Source organism: Cereibacter ovatus (genome assembly GCF_900207575.1).
Taxonomy (GTDB): Bacteria; Pseudomonadota; Alphaproteobacteria; order Rhodobacterales; family Rhodobacteraceae; genus Cereibacter_A; species Cereibacter_A ovatus.
The window spans coordinates 17592-34723 of record NZ_OAOQ01000021.1 but is presented as its reverse complement, the minus strand read 5'-3'; the positions used below and the strand labels follow the sequence as shown (position 1 = coordinate 34723).

Annotated in this window: 11 protein-coding genes; 7 read left to right on the top strand and 4 right to left on the bottom strand. The window is 66.0% G+C overall.

Annotated features, from left to right (window positions below):
- Positions 1-67: 67 nt before the first annotated feature.
- The gene (locus CRO07_RS15835) at positions 68-1489 is read left to right on the top strand and encodes a mannose-1-phosphate guanylyltransferase/mannose-6-phosphate isomerase (protein WP_097031631.1); all 1422 of its coding nucleotides are present in this window, start codon (positions 68-70) and stop codon (positions 1487-1489) included.
- 77 nt (positions 1490-1566) lie between these two features.
- A complete protein-coding gene (kdsA, locus tag CRO07_RS15830) occupies positions 1567-2406 on the top strand; it encodes a 3-deoxy-8-phosphooctulonate synthase (RefSeq protein ID WP_097031630.1) in 840 nt (279 codons plus the stop codon).
- Positions 2407-2458: 52 nt separating this feature from the next.
- On the opposite strand, the gene CRO07_RS15825 is transcribed toward kdsA, so the two are convergent.
- Together CRO07_RS15825 and xrtE are read right to left on the bottom strand one after the other, a co-directional pair.
- Positions 2459-3055 carry a VPLPA-CTERM sorting domain-containing protein gene (locus tag CRO07_RS15825; RefSeq protein ID WP_204840033.1) on the bottom strand — a complete coding sequence of 199 codons (597 nt, stop codon included), beginning with the start codon at positions 3053-3055 and terminating at the stop codon, positions 2459-2461.
- A gap of 181 nt (positions 3056-3236) precedes the next feature.
- Positions 3237-4838 carry an exosortase E/protease, VPEID-CTERM system gene (gene xrtE, locus CRO07_RS15820; protein WP_097031628.1) on the bottom strand — a complete coding sequence of 534 codons (1602 nt, stop codon included), beginning with the start codon at positions 4836-4838 and terminating at the stop codon, positions 3237-3239.
- Positions 4839-5277: 439 nt separating this feature from the next.
- On the opposite strand from xrtE, the gene CRO07_RS15815 reads away from it, so the two are divergent.
- From CRO07_RS15815 to CRO07_RS15800, 4 genes are all read left to right on the top strand, one after another.
- Positions 5278-6183 (top strand): ExeA family protein, encoded by a 906-nt coding sequence (locus CRO07_RS15815; RefSeq protein WP_097031627.1) that lies wholly within the window; start codon positions 5278-5280, stop codon positions 6181-6183.
- The gene (locus CRO07_RS15810; protein WP_097031626.1) at positions 6180-7703 is read left to right on the top strand and encodes a GumC family protein; all 1524 of its coding nucleotides are present in this window, start codon (positions 6180-6182) and stop codon (positions 7701-7703) included. Before CRO07_RS15815 ends, CRO07_RS15810 begins: the two co-directional genes overlap by 4 nt.
- Positions 7704-7740: 37 nt before the next feature.
- Positions 7741-8562 (top strand): tyrosine-protein kinase family protein, encoded by an 822-nt coding sequence (locus tag CRO07_RS15805; RefSeq protein WP_097031625.1) that lies wholly within the window; start codon positions 7741-7743, stop codon positions 8560-8562.
- A 63-nt stretch (positions 8563-8625) separates the two neighbouring features.
- Positions 8626-10374 carry a PQQ-dependent sugar dehydrogenase gene (locus CRO07_RS15800; protein WP_097031624.1) on the top strand — a complete coding sequence of 583 codons (1749 nt, stop codon included), beginning with the start codon at positions 8626-8628 and terminating at the stop codon, positions 10372-10374.
- Positions 10375-10426: 52 nt separating this feature from the next.
- Here the strand turns inward: CRO07_RS15800 and xrtD are convergent, their stop codons facing one another.
- Entirely contained in the window at positions 10427-12025 is a 1599-nt protein-coding gene (gene xrtD / locus CRO07_RS15795; protein WP_097031623.1) for a VPLPA-CTERM-specific exosortase XrtD, read from the bottom strand.
- Positions 12026-12190: 165 nt separating this feature from the next.
- Between xrtD and CRO07_RS15790 the strand changes: the two genes are divergently transcribed.
- Positions 12191-13483 carry a glycosyltransferase family 4 protein gene (locus tag CRO07_RS15790; protein ID WP_235841045.1) on the top strand — a complete coding sequence of 431 codons (1293 nt, stop codon included), beginning with the start codon at positions 12191-12193 and terminating at the stop codon, positions 13481-13483.
- Positions 13484-13529: 46 nt separating this feature from the next.
- Here CRO07_RS15790 and CRO07_RS18785 read toward each other — a convergent pair whose 3' ends face one another.
- Entirely contained in the window at positions 13530-16763 is a 3234-nt protein-coding gene (locus CRO07_RS18785) for a right-handed parallel beta-helix repeat-containing protein (RefSeq protein ID WP_176504602.1), read from the bottom strand.
- Positions 16764-17132 lie beyond the last annotated feature (369 nt).

Genomic DNA, 17132 nt, shown 5'->3' with positions numbered 1-17132 from the left:
CTCTGCCGGTTGCCAAGCCGCGCAGGGGGCCTAATCTGGCCCCGGTCCCTGTTTCCCGGAGTCGCTGATGCCGACCATCGTTCCCGTCCTGCTTTCCGGAGGCTCCGGCACCCGGCTCTGGCCGCTGTCGCGCAAAAGCTATCCCAAGCAGTTCGCGCCGCTGACCGGCGACATGACGCTGTTTCAGGCCGCGGCGGGCCGGGTGGCGGGGCCGGGCTTCGCGTCGCCGGTGATTGTCACCAATGCTGATTTCCGCTTCATCGTGGCCGAGCAGCTTCAGGCCGTGGGCATCGATCCCGGCGCCGTGCTGATCGAACCCGAAGGCCGCAACACCGCCCCTGCGATCCTGGCCGCCGCCCTGCATGTCGCGGCCACCACGCCGGATGCGCTGATGCTGGTCTGCCCGTCGGATCATGTGGTGCCCGATGCGGCCGCCTTCCGCGCCGCGGTCGAGGCCGGGCGGGGCGCAGCCGAGGCCGGCGATCTGGTGACCTTCGGCATCACCCCCACCCGGCCCGAAACCGGCTATGGCTGGCTGGAGTTGTCGGCCACCCCCGACGGCCTTGCCCCGGTGCCGCTGGCCCGGTTCGTCGAAAAGCCCGACCTTGCGACCGCGCAACGGATGTTCGATGCGGGTAGCTATCTGTGGAATGCCGGGATCTTCCTGTTTTCGGTCCGCACCATTCTGGCGGCCTTTGCGGCCCATGTGCCCGACATGCTGGACCCTGTCCGCCGCGCGCTGGACGAGGCCAGGCCCGATCTGGGTTTCCTGCGCATCGCGCCCGATCCCTGGGGCCAGGCCGAGGCGATCTCGATCGATTGCGCGGTGATGGAACGGGCGGCGAACCGTGCCGTGGTGCCGTTCGCGGGCGGCTGGTCCGATCTGGGCGACTGGCAGGCGGTCTGGCGCGAGGCGGGGCCGGATGCGCAGGGCAATGTCCTGTCGGGCCCCGCCACCGCGATCCGCTGCGAAGGCAGCCTGCTGCGATCCGAGGCACCGGGGCTGGAACTGGTGGGGCTGGGCCTGCGCGACATCATCGCCGTGGCCCTGCCCGATGCCGTGCTGGTCGCGCATCGCGACTGCGCGCAAGAGGTGAAGGAAGCCGTGGCCGCAATGAAGGCGCGCGGCGCCGATCAGGCCGAAAGCTTTCCGCTGGATCACCGGCCCTGGGGCTGGTTCGAGACGCTGGTGCTGGGCGATCGTTTCCGGGTCAAGCGCATCCTGGTGAAACCGGGGGGGGTTCTGTCGCTGCAAAGCCACCACCATCGGTCCGAACACTGGATCGTGGTGGCGGGCACGGCGAAGGTCACCGTCGATGGCGAGGCGCGGCTGGTGACCGAGAACCAGTCGGTCTATGTGCCGCTGGGCTCGGTTCACCGGATGGAGAATCCCGGCAAGGTGCCGATGGTGCTGATCGAGGTCCAGACCGGCGCCTATCTCGGCGAGGACGACATCCTGCGCTATGAAGATGCCTATGCCCGCGGCTGACCGGCGACAGGGCAGGGCAGTTTGAACCCGGCCGCCGCTTGGCATAAGCAGAACCCCTCAGCGCGCGGGAGACGGCCATGACACAGACGCCCACCACCATCGTCACCATCGGCGACATCGCCATCGGGGGGGCGCATCCGGTCGCGCTGATCTCGGGGCCGTGCCAGCTTGAAAGCCTGGACCATGCCCGGATGATGGCCGAACGCATCAGCGAGGCCTGCGCGCCCACCGGCACGCGCTTCATCTTCAAGGCCAGCTATGACAAGGCCAACCGCTCGTCGCTGGGCACCTCGCGCGGGCTTGGGATGGAAACGGGGCTTGAGATCCTCGGCCGCATCCGCGAGGAATTCGGCGTGCCGGTGCTGACCGATGTGCATGAGGTCTGGCACTGCGCCAAAGCGGCCGAGGTCTGCGACGTGTTGCAGATCCCCGCCTTCCTGTGCCGGCAGACCGACCTGCTGCTGGCAGCCGGCGAGACGGGCCGCGCCATCAACATCAAGAAGGGCCAGTTTCTGGCGCCCTGGGACATGAAGAACGTGGCCGACAAGGTGGCCTCGACCGGGAACCGCAGGATCATGCTGTGCGAACGCGGGACATCCTTCGGCTACAACACGCTGGTGACCGATTTCCGCGGCCTGCCGGTGATGGCCGCGACCGGCTGGCCGGTGGTGTTTGACGCCACCCATTCGGTGCAGCAGCCCGGCGGGCTGGGCGGTGCCAGCGGCGGCCAGCGCCAGTTCGCGCCGGTTCTGGCCCGGGCGGCCTGTGCGGTTGGGGTGTCGGCGCTGTTCATCGAGACCCATGAAGATCCCGACCGCGCGCCCTCGGACGGGCCGAACATGATCCCGGTCGACCGGATGGGCGCGCTGATTGCAGAGCTGCGCGCCTTTGACGATCTGGCGAAATCGCTGCTTTGAAACGAAAGCGGCCGGCGCAGGGGCGCCGGCCGCGGGTCCGAAGGGGCCGGTTTCAGGCGGTGCGGCGCTTGCGCCGGCGCAGCAGTGCCAGCCCGCCGACGCCCGCGCCCAGAAGCAGCGCACTGGCCGGCAGCGGCACCACGTTGATCCCGGTGACGGTGGCCTGCGCCACGCCTTGCCCGCCCTGGCCACCGCCGAACGACAGCGCGACCTCTGATCCGTTGAACAGGATCGGCTCCATCGTGGTCCACGACAGCGCGCCGCGCTGGTTCAGCGTGCCGATGGCGGTGGTGGTGAAATTCCGGGTTTCCCCGTTCGATTGCGCCAGCGAGAAGGCAAGGTTCACGCTGATCGTATAGGCGCCCCGGTTGGGCTCGCGGAAGCCCGGTATGCTTTCAAGGGTCAGCAGGTCCACCTGTTCGCTGTCGCCGGTGCCGACCCGGATCGCCCCGTCGTTTCTGATCAGCGTGGCGATCACGCCGCAGTCGATCCCCGCCGCGCAGGCCCGGCCGTTCTTGGTCACCGCGACCGAGGAATTCGTCCAGTCGATGTCGAATCCGATCGTTGCGGCATCGGCTGGCGGTGTGGCCATCAGCCCTGTCGCCAAGGCCAGGCCCAGAAGGCCAATCTTGAAGAATTTCTTTTTCAAATCAATCTCCTGCATATGTCCGTCCGGCCATTCATTCAGATGTGTCAAGATCACGTTCGGATGGGTCAAAGACCATTTCGGATTAAATGCTCAAGGTTTGAGGCAAAATTAAGGACAAACCCCGATATCCCCGTCCCTGCCGCCGGCATGGTCCTGCGGGGCCAGGGACAGGGTTGGGCCGTCAGATGATCGCCAGGTTCCCCGTCGCGATCGCCACGGCATAGACGATAAGGTTCGCCACCGCATGGGCCAGGATCGCGTCGGTGATGTTGCCCTGCCGCCGCGCCAGCGCCGAGAAGGCAAGACCTGCCACAAGCGCCTCGGCCCAGCGGTCATGCAGGGCGGCAAACAGCGCCGCGGTGACAAGGGCGGCAAAGATCGCCCAGGCCCGTCCCGTCCCGATCCGCAGCCGGCCTTCCAGATAGTCGCGGAAGAACAATTCCTCGACCAGCGGCACCAGCAGCACCGTGCCCAGTCCGCGCACCACGAACCACAGCACCAAAAGCCCCCCCGCCAGCGCGCCATGGGGCGGGGCCTCGGCGGGGGCGACCGGGATCAGCACCCACATCAGCCCCACTGCCGCGCCCACGCCCACCGCCCAGGGGTCGATCCGCCAGGGCAGGTGTCGGTAAAGCGGCGCGAAGGCCAGAACCACCGCCGTCAGGGCCAGCATCCGCAAGGGATAGACCACCCCCGGCTGGGCCGTCAGCGTCGAGGCCGCCAGCGCCGTCGCCATGAAGACCGCAAACGGCAGGATGCGCGCCACCACCGGATCGCGCAGGAAGGGCAGGGGGGCATGGGCCGTGGCCCGTGGGACTGCTGCCGTCTTCAGCGCCGGCACCGTCTGCGCCAGCGCCACGATCGCCAGCGCCACCAGCGTGAACATCAGCCAGCCGGCATGGCTGTGGAACCCGCCCACCGCCAGCGCCGGATTGCCCTCCAGCCCGATCACCAGCAGCGCCGCGATCCGCACCACATTCAGCAGCGCCGAGGCCGCGATCCCCAGCGGATAGAGCAGCAGGGCCCGCGGAAAGCGCAGATCCCGCCGGAACAGCACCAGATACAGCGTGACAAACAGCGTCACCAGCGCGATGCCCTCGATCCCCGAACAGACCGGCGCCACCGAGATCGAGAAAGCGTCGGTGCCGATGATCTTCCGCGCGGGATCGGCCGTCACCTCATAGCCCAGAAAGCCGATGATCGCGGCTACCGCGCGGAAGGTGGCGTCTGCGATGGCCTCGATCCGCCAGAGCGGGCGGATCAGCACGGCCAGCCACGGCGCCGCGGCGCCGGCTGCGGTGACCAGAAGAAGGTTGGGCCAGGCTTCCGCCAGAAACGCCCGCCAGCGCGCCGCCGGCGCCAGATAAAGCCCAAGCCCGACAAGAATCAGCGCCATCCCCGCGACCCAGGCCCCAAGGCTTGGCCAGAGCGCGGCCGCCCCGCCGCCCTCGCGCAGCAGCGCCATCGGAACCAGCGCCAGCGCCACGCCCGCGCCATTCAGGGCCAGCGGCCAAAGCCGTTCGCCCGCGGCGCCGACAAGGGTCCGGAACGGTTCCGGCCGCAGCATCGCCAGCAGGGCCAGCGTCCCCAGCACACAGTAAAGCGCGACCAGGGTGCGGCTGCTGCCCCGGCAGGCCAGGGCCGGCCAGTTGTCAAGACAGGTGAACGCGATCCCGTGTTTGAAGATCAGCCCGATCCCCCCCAGTTCCGCAACAAGCAGCAGGGCTGCGACGGCAAGGGCGATGCGGGGCGGGCGGGCGGAAAGGGTGGGAGAAAAACTCATGTCGGGCAATGAACCGTTGTCTGGAATGATCGCAGGCTGGCCGATTTCGCGGGGAAAGGAAACCGGCTTTCGGGGGCTGTCTGCGGGGGCTGCCGGGTCTGGCAAGCGCCTGCCCCACCTGCCGCGCGGGATGCAACTTCGCGTGCAGGGGGCGCTTTGCCGCGATCTTGCCCGAATGGCCTGTCAGAATGCGCGAAAGACAGGGTCCGTGGACGGCGGACGCCGGGGCCAAGGAAACGGTTCACGTTCCGGCCCGGGCTGCCTTAAGGTTGGAAACAGGCGTCACGGGCAAGACCGGCCCCGCGAACCGCCCGCCCGATTGTTTCGCACGGGCAGAGTTGACCTGAAGCTTGTCGCAGGGGAGAAGAGTGACCAGATGTTTTTGAACCATACCCATAAATGACCCAGCTTTTCCGGCCGAAGCGTCGCAGCGTGTGCCATGGCCATTGATCTCTACATGAACTTCTTCGGGTTCCGCGAGCGGCCCTTCACCCTGCTGCCCGACCCCGATTTCCTTTACTGGTCGGGGGCGCACCGCAAGGCCTATACGATTCTCGAATATGGCATCGCGACACGGGCGCCGCTGACGGTGGTCACCGGCGAGATCGGCGTGGGCAAGACCACGCTGCTTCAGTATCTGCTGTCCTCGGTCGATCCGGACATCCGCATCGGCCTGATCTCGAACGCGCAGGGCGAACGCGGCGACCTGCTGCGCTGGGTGCTTTACGCGCTCGACATCCGGGCCGATCCCGATGCCGACTATGTGTCGATGTTCCAGCAGTTCCAGGATTTCGTCATCACCGAATATGCCCAGGGCCGCTATGTGGTGCTGGTGATCGACGAGGCGCAGAACCTGTCGATCCAGACGCTGGAAGAACTTCGGATGCTGACCAACATCAACGCCAACAAGGACGAGCTTTTGCAGCTGATCCTTGTGGGCCAGCCCGAGCTGCGCCGGATGATCCAGGACCCGCGGCTGGAACAGTTCGCCCAGCGGATCGCGGCCGCCTATCATCTGGAACGGCTCGACGAGACGGCGACGCGGGCCTACATCCGCCACCGGCTTCAGCATGTCGACGGCTCTGGCGAGGAATTCACCGAAGCGGCCATCGCGGCCGTCCATGCCGAAACCCGCGGCACGCCGCGGCTGATCAACAAGCTGTGCGATCTTGCGCTGGTCTATGCCGCCAGCGCCGAGGAACGCAGGGTCGATCTGCCCATCATCCGCGAGATCCTTTCCGACGGCGTGTTCGTCGGCCCCTTCACCCAGGGCGCTCTCAATCCGGGCGGCGTCATGCTGCTTTGCGATCCTGTCCCCAGCGAGAAGAACGAAGCTGCCGAATGATCGACGACATCAGGTTCTATGCCCGTATCCTGTCCAGCCGCCTGCCGGCGATGGCGGGGCTGTTCCTTCTGGCCTCCGGGATCGGACTGGTTGTGGCGGTGCGTGCGCCCACCACCTATGCCACCTCGGCGAAGCTGCTGGTCGAAAGCCCGGAAATCCTTGACACGACGGCGCGTGCGCCCAGCGACATTGCGGCGGCCGAACAGCTTGAGGTGATCCAGCAGCGCCTGATGACCCGGGCGAACCTGCTGGATGTGGCGCGCCAGAATGCCGTCTTTGCCAATGCGTCCGCCATGTCGCCCGACGACATCGTCGAACAGATGCGCGAGCGCACCGCCGTCACCCAGTCCAGCGGCCGCAACAAGGCCACGCTGATGACCATCCGGTTTTCGGGCCCCGATCCGCAGCAGGTGGCGGCGGTGGTGAACCAGTATGTGACCATCGTTCTGTCCACCAACAGCAGTTTCCGTGCCGGCCGGGCGCAAAGCACGCTGGATTTCTTCCAGCAAGAGGTCGACACCCTGTCCCAGGAGCTTGACCGGCAAAGTGCGCGGCTGGTCGAATTCAAGAACACCAATGCCGATGCCCTGCCCGAGACGCTGGAATACCGCATGAGCCGGCAGGCGCTGTTGCAGGAACGGCTGTCGCGTTCGGTGCGCGATCTGGACGATCTGCAAAAGCAGCGCGCCAGCATCCAGCGCGCCTACGAGGCCAACGGCACCTTCGATGCCTCGGGGGCGCTGCCGCTGACCCCCGAGCAACGCCAGCTTCAGACGCTGGAACAGGAACTGAGCAATGCGCTGGCGGTCTATTCGCCGCAGAACCCGAAGATCCGGCTGTTGCAGGCCCAGGTCGATGCGCTGCGCGAGCGGCTGACGAAACAGGCGCCGGCCAGCGAAGGCACCTCGACCGATTCGGTGCTGAACGTGACCCTGGCCGAGATCGACACCCGCATCGCCGGCCTTCAGCAAGAGATCGCCAGCGTTCAGACCGAACTCGAGGCGCTGGCCGACGGCATCAACCGCACGCCCTCGAACCGCATCGCGATCGAGGCGATGGAGCGTCAGCGCGCCGATACCCAGGCGCTGTATTCCGCGGCCGTCCAGCGCCTGAACCAGGCCCGGATGACCGAGCGGATCGAACTGTCGTCCAAGGGCGAGCGGATCAGCGTGCTGGAACCCGCCAGCGTGCCCGACGCGCCGTCAAGCCCGAACCGGCCGAAGATCGTGGCCATTGGCGTGGCGGCGGGGCTTGCGCTGGCCGGTGGGTTGTTCGTGCTGCTGGAACTGGTCAACCAGTCGGTCCGCCGGCCGGGCGACATCGTGGCGCGGCTGGATATCACGCCCCTGGCCACGCTGCCGCGCATCGAGACGGCGGTGCAGCGCCGGCTTCGGCGTCTGCGGCGCCTGACCGGGGTGGCCGTGGTCGCGGTGTCGGTGCCGGCGCTGCTCTGGGCGCTTGATACCTATTACATGCCGCTTGACCGTCTGTTCTCGCTGATCGTCGAGCGGCTGACCTGAGGCGCGGGCGCGATCCCGCCAGAACCACCGGACACCCATGGAAAAGCTTCAGAAAGCCCTTCAGAAGGCCCGCGAGTCGCGGGAAGGCCAGGCCCTTGATGCCCGGCCTGCCGTCACGGCGGCCCGCGCGCCCGTCAGCACCGAAGGCCCCTGGGCCGAGCTTGCGCCCTTTACCCCCGATCCGGCCGTGCTGCACCGCCACCGCATCTTTTCCTATATCGCACAGAAAGAGGCCGCCCCCTTCGACGTGCTGCGCACCAAGGTCTTTCTGGCGATGCGCCAGAACGGCTGGACCCGGCTGGCCATCACCTCGCCCGAACAGGGCTGCGGCAAGAGCACGGTGGCCTGCAACCTGGCCTTCGGTCTCAGCCGGCAGACCCAGACCCGGACCATGCTGCTTGATCTGGACATGCGCAGGCCGGGGGTGGCCGCGCTGCTGGGGTGTCGGCCGCAGCACAACATGCGCGACATGCTGACCGGCCAGGTCAGCCCGCAGGACCATATGCTGTGCGTGAACGGCAACCTTGCGCTGGCGATGTCGGGCGGCTCGACCGCCGATCCGACCGACATCCTGACTGCGCGTCAGACCGGCGAGGTGCTGGATACGCTTCAGGCCCGCTATGCGCCGCATGTGATGATCTTTGACCTTGGCCCGATGCTTCAGACCGACGACGCCCGCGCGGTGCTGAAATATGTCGATTGCGCACTGGTCCTGGCCAAGGCGGAACAGACCCGGGCCTCGCATCTCGATACCTGCGAGCGCGAGGTCGGCCAGTTGACCAATGTGCTGGGCGTGGTGCTGAACGATTGCCGCCATGTCGAGGCCGAGGCGGATTACTACTATCAGGGCGAGGTCTGACCGGCGCCCTGACGGCTTTGGTGTGTTAGGGTCCTGGGTCTCTGGATTTCATCAGGTGTTTTCATGCCAGATATGTCGTCCCGCCCCTCGATCCTTCGCCGTGCCTTTCGCCTGCTTCTGGCGCTTTGCCTTGTCGCGGCCCTGGCCGGGGCCACCTATCTGGCCGGCTATTATACCCAGCGGTTCGGGCTGAACCCGGCCCATTCCGTCCTGACCCGGGTCGAGCGCAAATTGAAGGCGCTGGCCGGCCAACCTTCGCCGCTGGCGCAGAAGATGGCGCAGATCGAGTCCACCCACCTGCGTCTTGTGGGCCAGGTCTATCCCCAGCCCGGCAACGACTGGGTCAACGGCGGCAGCCTTACGCTTTGGGGCGACAGGCTGCTGGTGATGAACCACAAGGGCGAAAGCTTCGTTCTGCGCGAGGACGAAGGCGCCTTGCGCCGCACCCCGATCGTCCCGCCCGAAAACGGGCTGGAGGCCTACAAATCGCTGGCCCGGACCGGGAAATACCAGGGCTATCAGCACTTGTTCCAACGCGTTCGCTTCAACCACATGCTTTATGTGGACGAGGGTGGGATACGCGGCCTTGTGCTCTCCTACACCCGGTTCGATGCCGACAGGGAATGTTACGGCACCCGCGTCAGCTGGCTGCCGATCCCCGAGGCCGTCCGTGACGTGGCCGATCTGAAGAATGCGGCCTCTGACTGGAAGACGCTGTTTGACACCTATCCCTGCCAGCCGCTGAACCCCGCCGGCACCGCGCTTTCCGGGCTGGGGGCCGGCGGGCGGATGGCGTTCCGGGCGCCCTCGACGCTTTATCTGTCCAGTGGCGACTATGAGCTTGACGGCATCCTGACCTATGACGCCGGCATCCAGTCCGACCAGACCAGCTTCGGCAAGATCATGGCCATCGATCTTGTCACCGGCCAGTCGCGCATCGTCTCGAAGGGGCATCGCAACCCCGGCGGCATCGCCATCGACAAGCTCGGCCGGCTCTGGACGGTCGAGCATGGCTACCGCGGCGGGGACGAACTGAACCTGATCCGCGAAGGCGGCAATTACGGCTGGCCCGAAGAGACGCTGGGCACGCTTTACAGCGGCCTGCCGATGCCGATCAAAGGCGATTATGCCCGCCACGACCTGCATGACAAGCCGGTCTATGCCTGGCTGCCCTCGGTCGCGCCCTCGTCGCTGGTGGCGCTGGACGGGTTCGATCCGGCCTGGGATGGCGATCTGATCGCGGGCTCGTTGTCCTCGGCCGAGTTCGGCCAGAGCCTGTTTCACATCCGCATCGAGGGCGAACGTGTCCTGTTCGTCGAACGCATCGCCCTGGGCCAACGGGTGCGCTTTGTCACCCAGGTCGGCCCCGACCGGATCGCGGTGCTGACCGACCGCAACGACCTGATCCTGTTCCGCGCCGAGCGCCGCCCCGATCCGCTGGAAGATGTCCGCAAGCGTGTCGCGGTGGAATTTCCCCCCGCGCTGGCGCAGAGGGTTCTCAGCACGCTGGATGCCTGCAACCAGTGCCATTCCTTCGAGCAGTATGTGAACGGCACCGGCCCCTCGCTGAACGGGGTGGCGGGGCGGAAGATCGCGACCACGACCTTTTCGGGCCATTCGCCGTCGCTGCGGGCGCGGGGCGGCGTCTGGGACGACGAGACCCTGAAAGTTTATCTGCGCGATCCCAATGCCTTTGCCCCCGGAACCGGCATGCCCGATCCGGAGATCGACGATCCCGACCTGCTGGATGCGTTGATCTGGACGCTGAAACAGGTCGATACCGCCGATCAAAAGCACATGACCTATAACTGATCCCATCCCGCGCCGAATCCGGCCCCCGCGATCCTTGCGGGGGCCGCTTTGGTCAAAGCTGCGGCACGAACCGCGGCAGGGGGGGCAGCACCTCTTTCAGAAAGCCGGTCAGCCGCTCTTGCGCCGCGGCCTCGGTCTCGCCGTCAAGGATGGGCGTGGTCAGCCGCACGATGGCGCCATCCGTCCGCCCCGAGCGCACGCCGTCGGCCAGCAGGTAGAACCGGGCCGCGAAATCCCAGGCCACCTTTCGGCCCTTCTGCTCGAACCAGTAATAGACCAGCATCCGGGACTCGCCGCGCTGGATCACCGCCTTGTTGATGTTGAAGGGCATTTCAGTGCCGATCTCTTCGGTGATGTCCAGCCGTTGCAGCCAGGCGATCTCCCATCCGGAACCGGGCAGGCAGATCTCGGGCGAGTGGATGCCGCCATTGCTTTGATCGGCATACCAGGCCGAGAAGAAGCCCACCGGGGCGCCGCTGACGGCATGGACGAAATTGACCGAATGATAGTCGTCGGCCTGAAGCGCACGTTCCACCTCTGGTGGCAGGATCTCGCGCGGGCCGGTCTGTTCCCAATCCGCCAGTTGGCGGGGAAACAGCGTGAAGGGATCGCGCTCGATGCTGGTGCCGTTGCGCTGGGGCAGCGCCAGCCAGGCCAGGTTCACCGCCACCATCACCGCCACCGCCGCGATCAGCGCACCCGAAGCCTGCACGTTGCGCAGCCGCAGAACCTGGGTGCCCAGCCCCGTGGTATCCAGGTCCAGCGCCTCGGCCAGCCCCATCCGGCGTTCATGGAAGAACAGCATCACCCGCGCCAGCAGGAACAGCAGCGCGATACAGGCGACAAAGACCACCCAGCCCTCGAAGAAATGGGTGAACCCTTCCAGCCATTCGACGCCGAACTTCTGCGCCAGCACCCCGGCCACCGCGATCCGGACCGAATTCATCAGCACCGCGATCGGCACCGCCGAAATCAGCAGCACCGCCTTGTGCCAGATCGGCCCGCGGTAAAGCACTGCGAAGATGTAGGAAAAGCTGAGGATCGGGAACAGGTAACGCAGCCCCGAACAGGCGTCGGCCACATGCAGCCGAAGCACACCCAGATCGATGATGTTGCCCTCAAGATAGACCGGAACCGACAGCATCCGCAGGAACTGCACCCCCAGTTCCGACGAGATGAACTGAAGCGAGTTCGACACCTTGAAATACAGCACCGCCGGCAGCGGCAGCATGTAGATCAGATGCAGCACCGGCGGCCAGAAATGCTTGCCCCGGTTCCAGCCGAAGCCGATCAGCAGGATCGCGCCCACCCACAGAATGGTGGCATAGGCCACGATGTCCGAGATATTGGCCAGCTTGCCGGCTGTGCCGAAGGCGATGGCGCCCAGCAGCACCAGAACCCCCACCCAGCGGTCGCGCACCGGCCCGGTTTCGGGCGGATATTCCTTCAGTTGGCGCAGGAACAACAGCCCCGACAAGACCGGGATCAGTGGCCCGTGGCTGTATTCCGGGCGCTGCCATGCGGTCAGCAGCGCATCAAGCCCGTCGATGAAATAAAAGCCCGCCGCCAGCGCCGCCGCCAGCAGCCAGAACAGGCCATGGCCCGGCAGGACGCGCGGTCGGGACCGGACAGTGGTGGCCGTTGCCGGCATGTCTATACCCTCTTTTTCGAATGATCTTGTCTCAGCGCGGGGCGCATGGGAATGAATATGTGTTTGCTATCATGGATTGGTTGATGATGACTTTGCAGGATCAAAGGATTGCCCGTTCGCCTGCGCCTGTCCAGTCGCGATTCCGTCATGGCTGAAAGGCGGCCGATGTCCGATGCCCCCCGCGTCCTGATCCTGGCAGAGGCCGCCAACCCCGAATGGGTCAGCGTGCCGCTGGTCGGCTGGTCGCTGGCCCATGCGCTGCGCGGCGTGGCGCGGGTGCATCTGGTGACCCAGATCCGCAACCGAGAGGCCATCCTGCGCGCAGGTCTTTGCGAAGGCGAAGATTTCACCGCCATCGATTCCGAGGCCATCGCACGGCCGATGCACCGGCTGGCCAGCCTGTTGCGCATGGGGTCGGGCAAGGGCTGGACCATGACGACCGCGATCAACGCGATCTCTTATCCCTATTTCGAGCGGCTGGTCTGGGCCCGCTTCGGTGCCGATCTGCGGGCCGGGCGCTATGACCTTGTGCATCGGGTGACCCCGCTCAGCCCTACGGTTCAGTCCCCCATCGCCCGCCATCTGGCCCGGGCGGGCGTGCCCTTCGTGCTGGGCCCGCTGAACGGGGGCGTGCCCTGGCCTGCGGGCTTTGACGCCGAGCGTCGGCGCGAACGCGAATGGCTGTCCTATGTCCGCGGCGCCTACAGGTTGCTTCCGGGGCGGGCCGCCACGCTGTCGACGGCGGCCGCGATCCTTGTCGGCTCGCGCCACACCCAAGGCGAGATCCCGGCGCGCCATCGCGACAAGACCGTCTACCTGCCCGAGAATGCCATCGACCCCGCGCGGTTCAACAAGCGGGCGGAACAGCGGACAGAGGGCCCGCTGCGGGCCTGTTTCATCGGGCGGCTGGTGCCCTACAAGGGGCCGGACATGCTGCTTGAGGCGGCGGCACCCTTCCTGCGTGACGGGCGGCTGGCGCTGGACATCATCGGTGACGGGCCGATGCGGGGCGCGCTGGAAGATCAGGCGCGGGCGCTGGGGATCGCGGGCGGGGTGACGTTTCACGGCATGCTCGACCACCGGGCGGTGCAGGATGTGGCGGTGCGCTCAAGCCTGATGACCTTCCCCTCGATCCGCGAATTCGGCGGCGGGGTGGTGCTTGAGGCGATGGCGCTGGGGCTGGTGCCGGTGGTGGTGGATTATGCCGGGCCGGGCGAGCTGGTGACCGAGGCCACGGGCTACCGGATTCCGATCGGGCCGCGGCCCGCGATCATCGCCGGGCTGCGCGACCGGCTGGGCCGGATTCTGGCAGATCCGTCGGATCTGCCGCGTCTGGCCGCGGCGGGCAGGGCCATGGTGGAACGACAGTTCACCTGGGCGGCCAAGGCCGCCCAGGTGCGCCGCGTCTATGATGTGGTGTTGGCAGGACATCCCCTGCCGGATCTTTTCCGGATCTGAACGCCGCCCGGGGAGGAGACGGCCGGCGCAGATCCGCCATGATCCCTTAGATCCAGTCCCAGGCGAGGGCGGCTTCCGTCGTCGAGGGTTGGGCATAGCTGCCATGGCCATCGGTCAGCGCCTGCCACAGCGCGGCATTCGTGGTGGCGAAGTCGCTCTGGTTGCCGTTCGTCACCAGATCCAGCCGGCCCGAGCCCGCACCCTCGGCCCCGAGTTGCAGCACCACCTGATCGGCGGTGTAGTCGACAAGGATGGTGGCATCGCGCGCCGATCCAAGGCCCGCCGCACTGAAACCGCCGAACGAGCCCATGATCTCGTCCACCGCTATCAGGACATGGCTTCCCGCAACCATCCCGTTCAGATCCAGATAGAGTTGTGCCGACCCGAGGTTCACGCCCGACTGGACATTCGGGGAATTGCCGAACGCGCCGCTGACGAATTCGGAAATCCGGCCCATCCGTCCGTCGTCCCCGGCATCGAAGCCCAGAGCCGAGTCCTGGTTCAGCCGCAGCACAGCATTGCCCGAAGATGCGCCGTCAAAGCCCACGCGGATGTCATCGCCGTGCAGCATGATCTGGCTGCCGGCCCGCAGGTCGAAGTTCGCGCCGCCGGTGGCGAAGATCACCTGACCGTTGTCCGAGACATCCATCCGGATCGCACCGTCGACATCGCCGACGTTGGCGAACCGACCGCCCGCAACCGAGATATTGAGCAGATTGGCGTCGGAATAGCCGTCCACCCAGACCTGGCCGGCCTTGTCGATCATCAGCCGGGCGCCGGAGCCTTCGGTCAGGACATCGCCCCCGACATTCAGGCGGCCGTTGTTCACCACCAGCTCGCCATAAGAACCAAGCTTCAGATCGCCGATCGTGGTCGTGCCGCTGTAGTAGACCTTGTTGTTGCCCAGATCGATGTCCTGACCCTCGGTCGGCAGCACGCCGGTATCCCAGTTCAGCCGGTTGTCCCAGCGCATGCCTTCGCCAAGATCGCTCGGCACGAAGCGGGCGCTGCCTGCGTCGGTCTCGGCCAGATCGATGCCGAAGGCTTCCCGGAAGTAGGCGATGATCGTGTCGGCGTCCAGCGTGCCATCGATCCGGTCGTCGCTGTTGGCACGCAGATGTTGTGCCAGATCCTCGATGGTGGCCGTGCTTTTTCCGGTCACGAGGGCTGCGAACTTCTGGATCGTGGTGGCGTTCAACAGGCTGGTGTCGAGACCGGCGGTGTTAAGGTTCGCCTGCTTGCCCCAGTTATGCACGATCGTGTCGTTGTAGTAGAGGGGCGGGGCGCTGTTCAGAGCATTGTGGGTGATGGTTTTCGCGGCGATTTCCGCCGGGTTGTTGGGATCGGCCATGTGGGTGACAAGGTTGTCAAGCAGCGTCGTCAGATAGCCGTTGTTCACGATGCCCTGGGTCAGCGCGCCCTGTCCGGCCGAAACCGTCTTGTGCGCCCCCGAGGTGACGACGTTGCCTGTCACCAGCGAATAGTTGTTGGTCGCCCCGGTGAACAGGCTGGCATTGCCGTCGATGAAGATGTTGTCCTCGACCAGGCCGCCCGAGCGCACCTGCACCCCGTCCGACGCCGGCCGGAGCGAGATGTTGTCGCGGAATGTGATGTCGCTGTTGGTGCCTTGCAGATAGAAGTTGTGCGAATACATGCTCGGCGGCTGACCGCCGGACGTGGCCGACAGGTTGTAATCGTAGCCCTCGGCCCAGCCCGAGTGGTCGATCAGGACGTTTTCGATCAGCAGACCTTTGGTGTTCTCGACATAGACGCCGCTGGTGCGGTTCGACTTGGGCGACCAGTAATCGCTGCCGTCGTAGGTGCCGTCGCGGATGATATCCAGCACCTCGGTATTGCGCATGGTGAAGCCGAGGACGTTCTGGACATCGACGCCGTTGGTGCCGCTGAGTTGCACGTCGTCGATCAGCAGGTTCGACCCGACAAGGGCGGTGAAGCCGCCGGCGAACTCGATGCCCTGGAACACGACGTTTTCGCACGACATCTTGATCAGCTTGACTTCGGTCGCGAAGATCGGATCGGCGCCGCTGCCGTAGGCGGTGACATAAAGCGGATGCAGCTCGGATTCGCCATCGGCATCGTCCTGAACCACGCGGCCGGGCGAATAGGTATAGCCCCGCTCGAACAGCAGCCAGTGCGATGTGTTCTGGTTGTCGGTCAGCGCATTCCAGAGCTTCATGCCCATGGCTTCGTCCAGCGCCAGATCCGCGCTTGCGCCATAGTGCGGGCGATCCATCAGGAATTTCGTCGTCACGCTTTCGACCGAGACACCCTCACGTGCGGCGATGTCGGCCGCACTCAGCGCCGCAGCGTTGCCCGAGATATAGACCTCGCGGTGGATCTCGCCATGTTCGACCACCACGCGGCCGTCGCTGCCGGTCTCAAGCATGTAATAATCGCCCAGACCCCAACCGCCGGCCTGAAGGCCCTCGGTCACGTCCACGGCGATTTCCTGCTGTTCCAGCGTGCCGTTCGCATGCCGGATTTCGACCGAGAACAGCAGATCGTCCACGCTCGTCTCGCCGGTCAGCACCAGGGCAAGGGAATTGTCGGGGTTCACGGTGACACGGCCATAGGCGGGCTGGCCCGTCACCTGGACGGTGGCGCCCGGCGCCAGATCAAGCTGGATCGTCGCGACCCGGCCGGTCATCGCCTGCGTGGCCATCGAGGTCTGGATGACCGGCCCGTCGGTCGGGGCCTGCGGCGTCGTCGTGTCGGTCACGGGCAGCGGCTCGGGGGTGGTCGGAATGGACTCGACCGGGGCCGGGGCGGGTTCGGTCACGACCGGGGTGGGTTCAACCGGGGCCGGGGCGGGTTCGGTCACGACCGGGGTAGGCTCGACTGGGGCCGGAGCGGGTTCGGTCACGACCGGGGTGGGTTCGACCGGGGCCGGGGCGGGGGTCACTTCGTCTTCGACCGGTGCCGGGACCGGCTTCTTGCCCTTGCCGGGCGAGGTGGTCTTCTGGCTGGACAGCGTTTTCGTCGTCGTGGCTTCGAACGTCAGGATCGAGCTTTCCTGCGTCTTGCCCTTTTCGCTGGCCTCGAGCGATACCTTCAGGCTTTTCGTGACCTTCGCCGTGAAGGATTGATCGGCCGTGGCGGACGCTTTCGACGTCTTGGCCGACACAGGGGAGGCGAATTCCGGCAGCAGCGCGGCCAGTGCCGCCTGCTTGCCTGACATCTTGAAAAGACCACCGTCGGTGACGGCCGCCGCAGCCTTGCCCGAGGCAAGCAACTGACTGATGAGTGCGAGAGAGACCATGGCGTTTCTAATTCCTGTCTGCAGCGTCCGGTAGAGACGGAGTTGAGTGCGTTCGGCAGTCCCCAAAGGTTCAGTCCGGGTCATTCGTGGCGCTCTCCTTGCTGCATCCGGGCAAACGAATTTGCCCCCCGCCCGGTGAAGGACAGTGGATTTGATGGCCTTTCAGCGGGCGCCCAGTGTCGGGCATAGCCGGAAGATCATCAACGCAGAGTTAGCCTGTTGTGATCAGACCTCACCTTTTCGGCGATTTTGCGGTTCCCCGATGGCGTCATGTGCACCGGGCCTGAAACTGCTCTAGGGGAAGGGGCGCGCGGCCGGCAAGTCTCCGCTCACAACCTCGGCGGTAGCCTGCTAAAATTGGTTAACGCT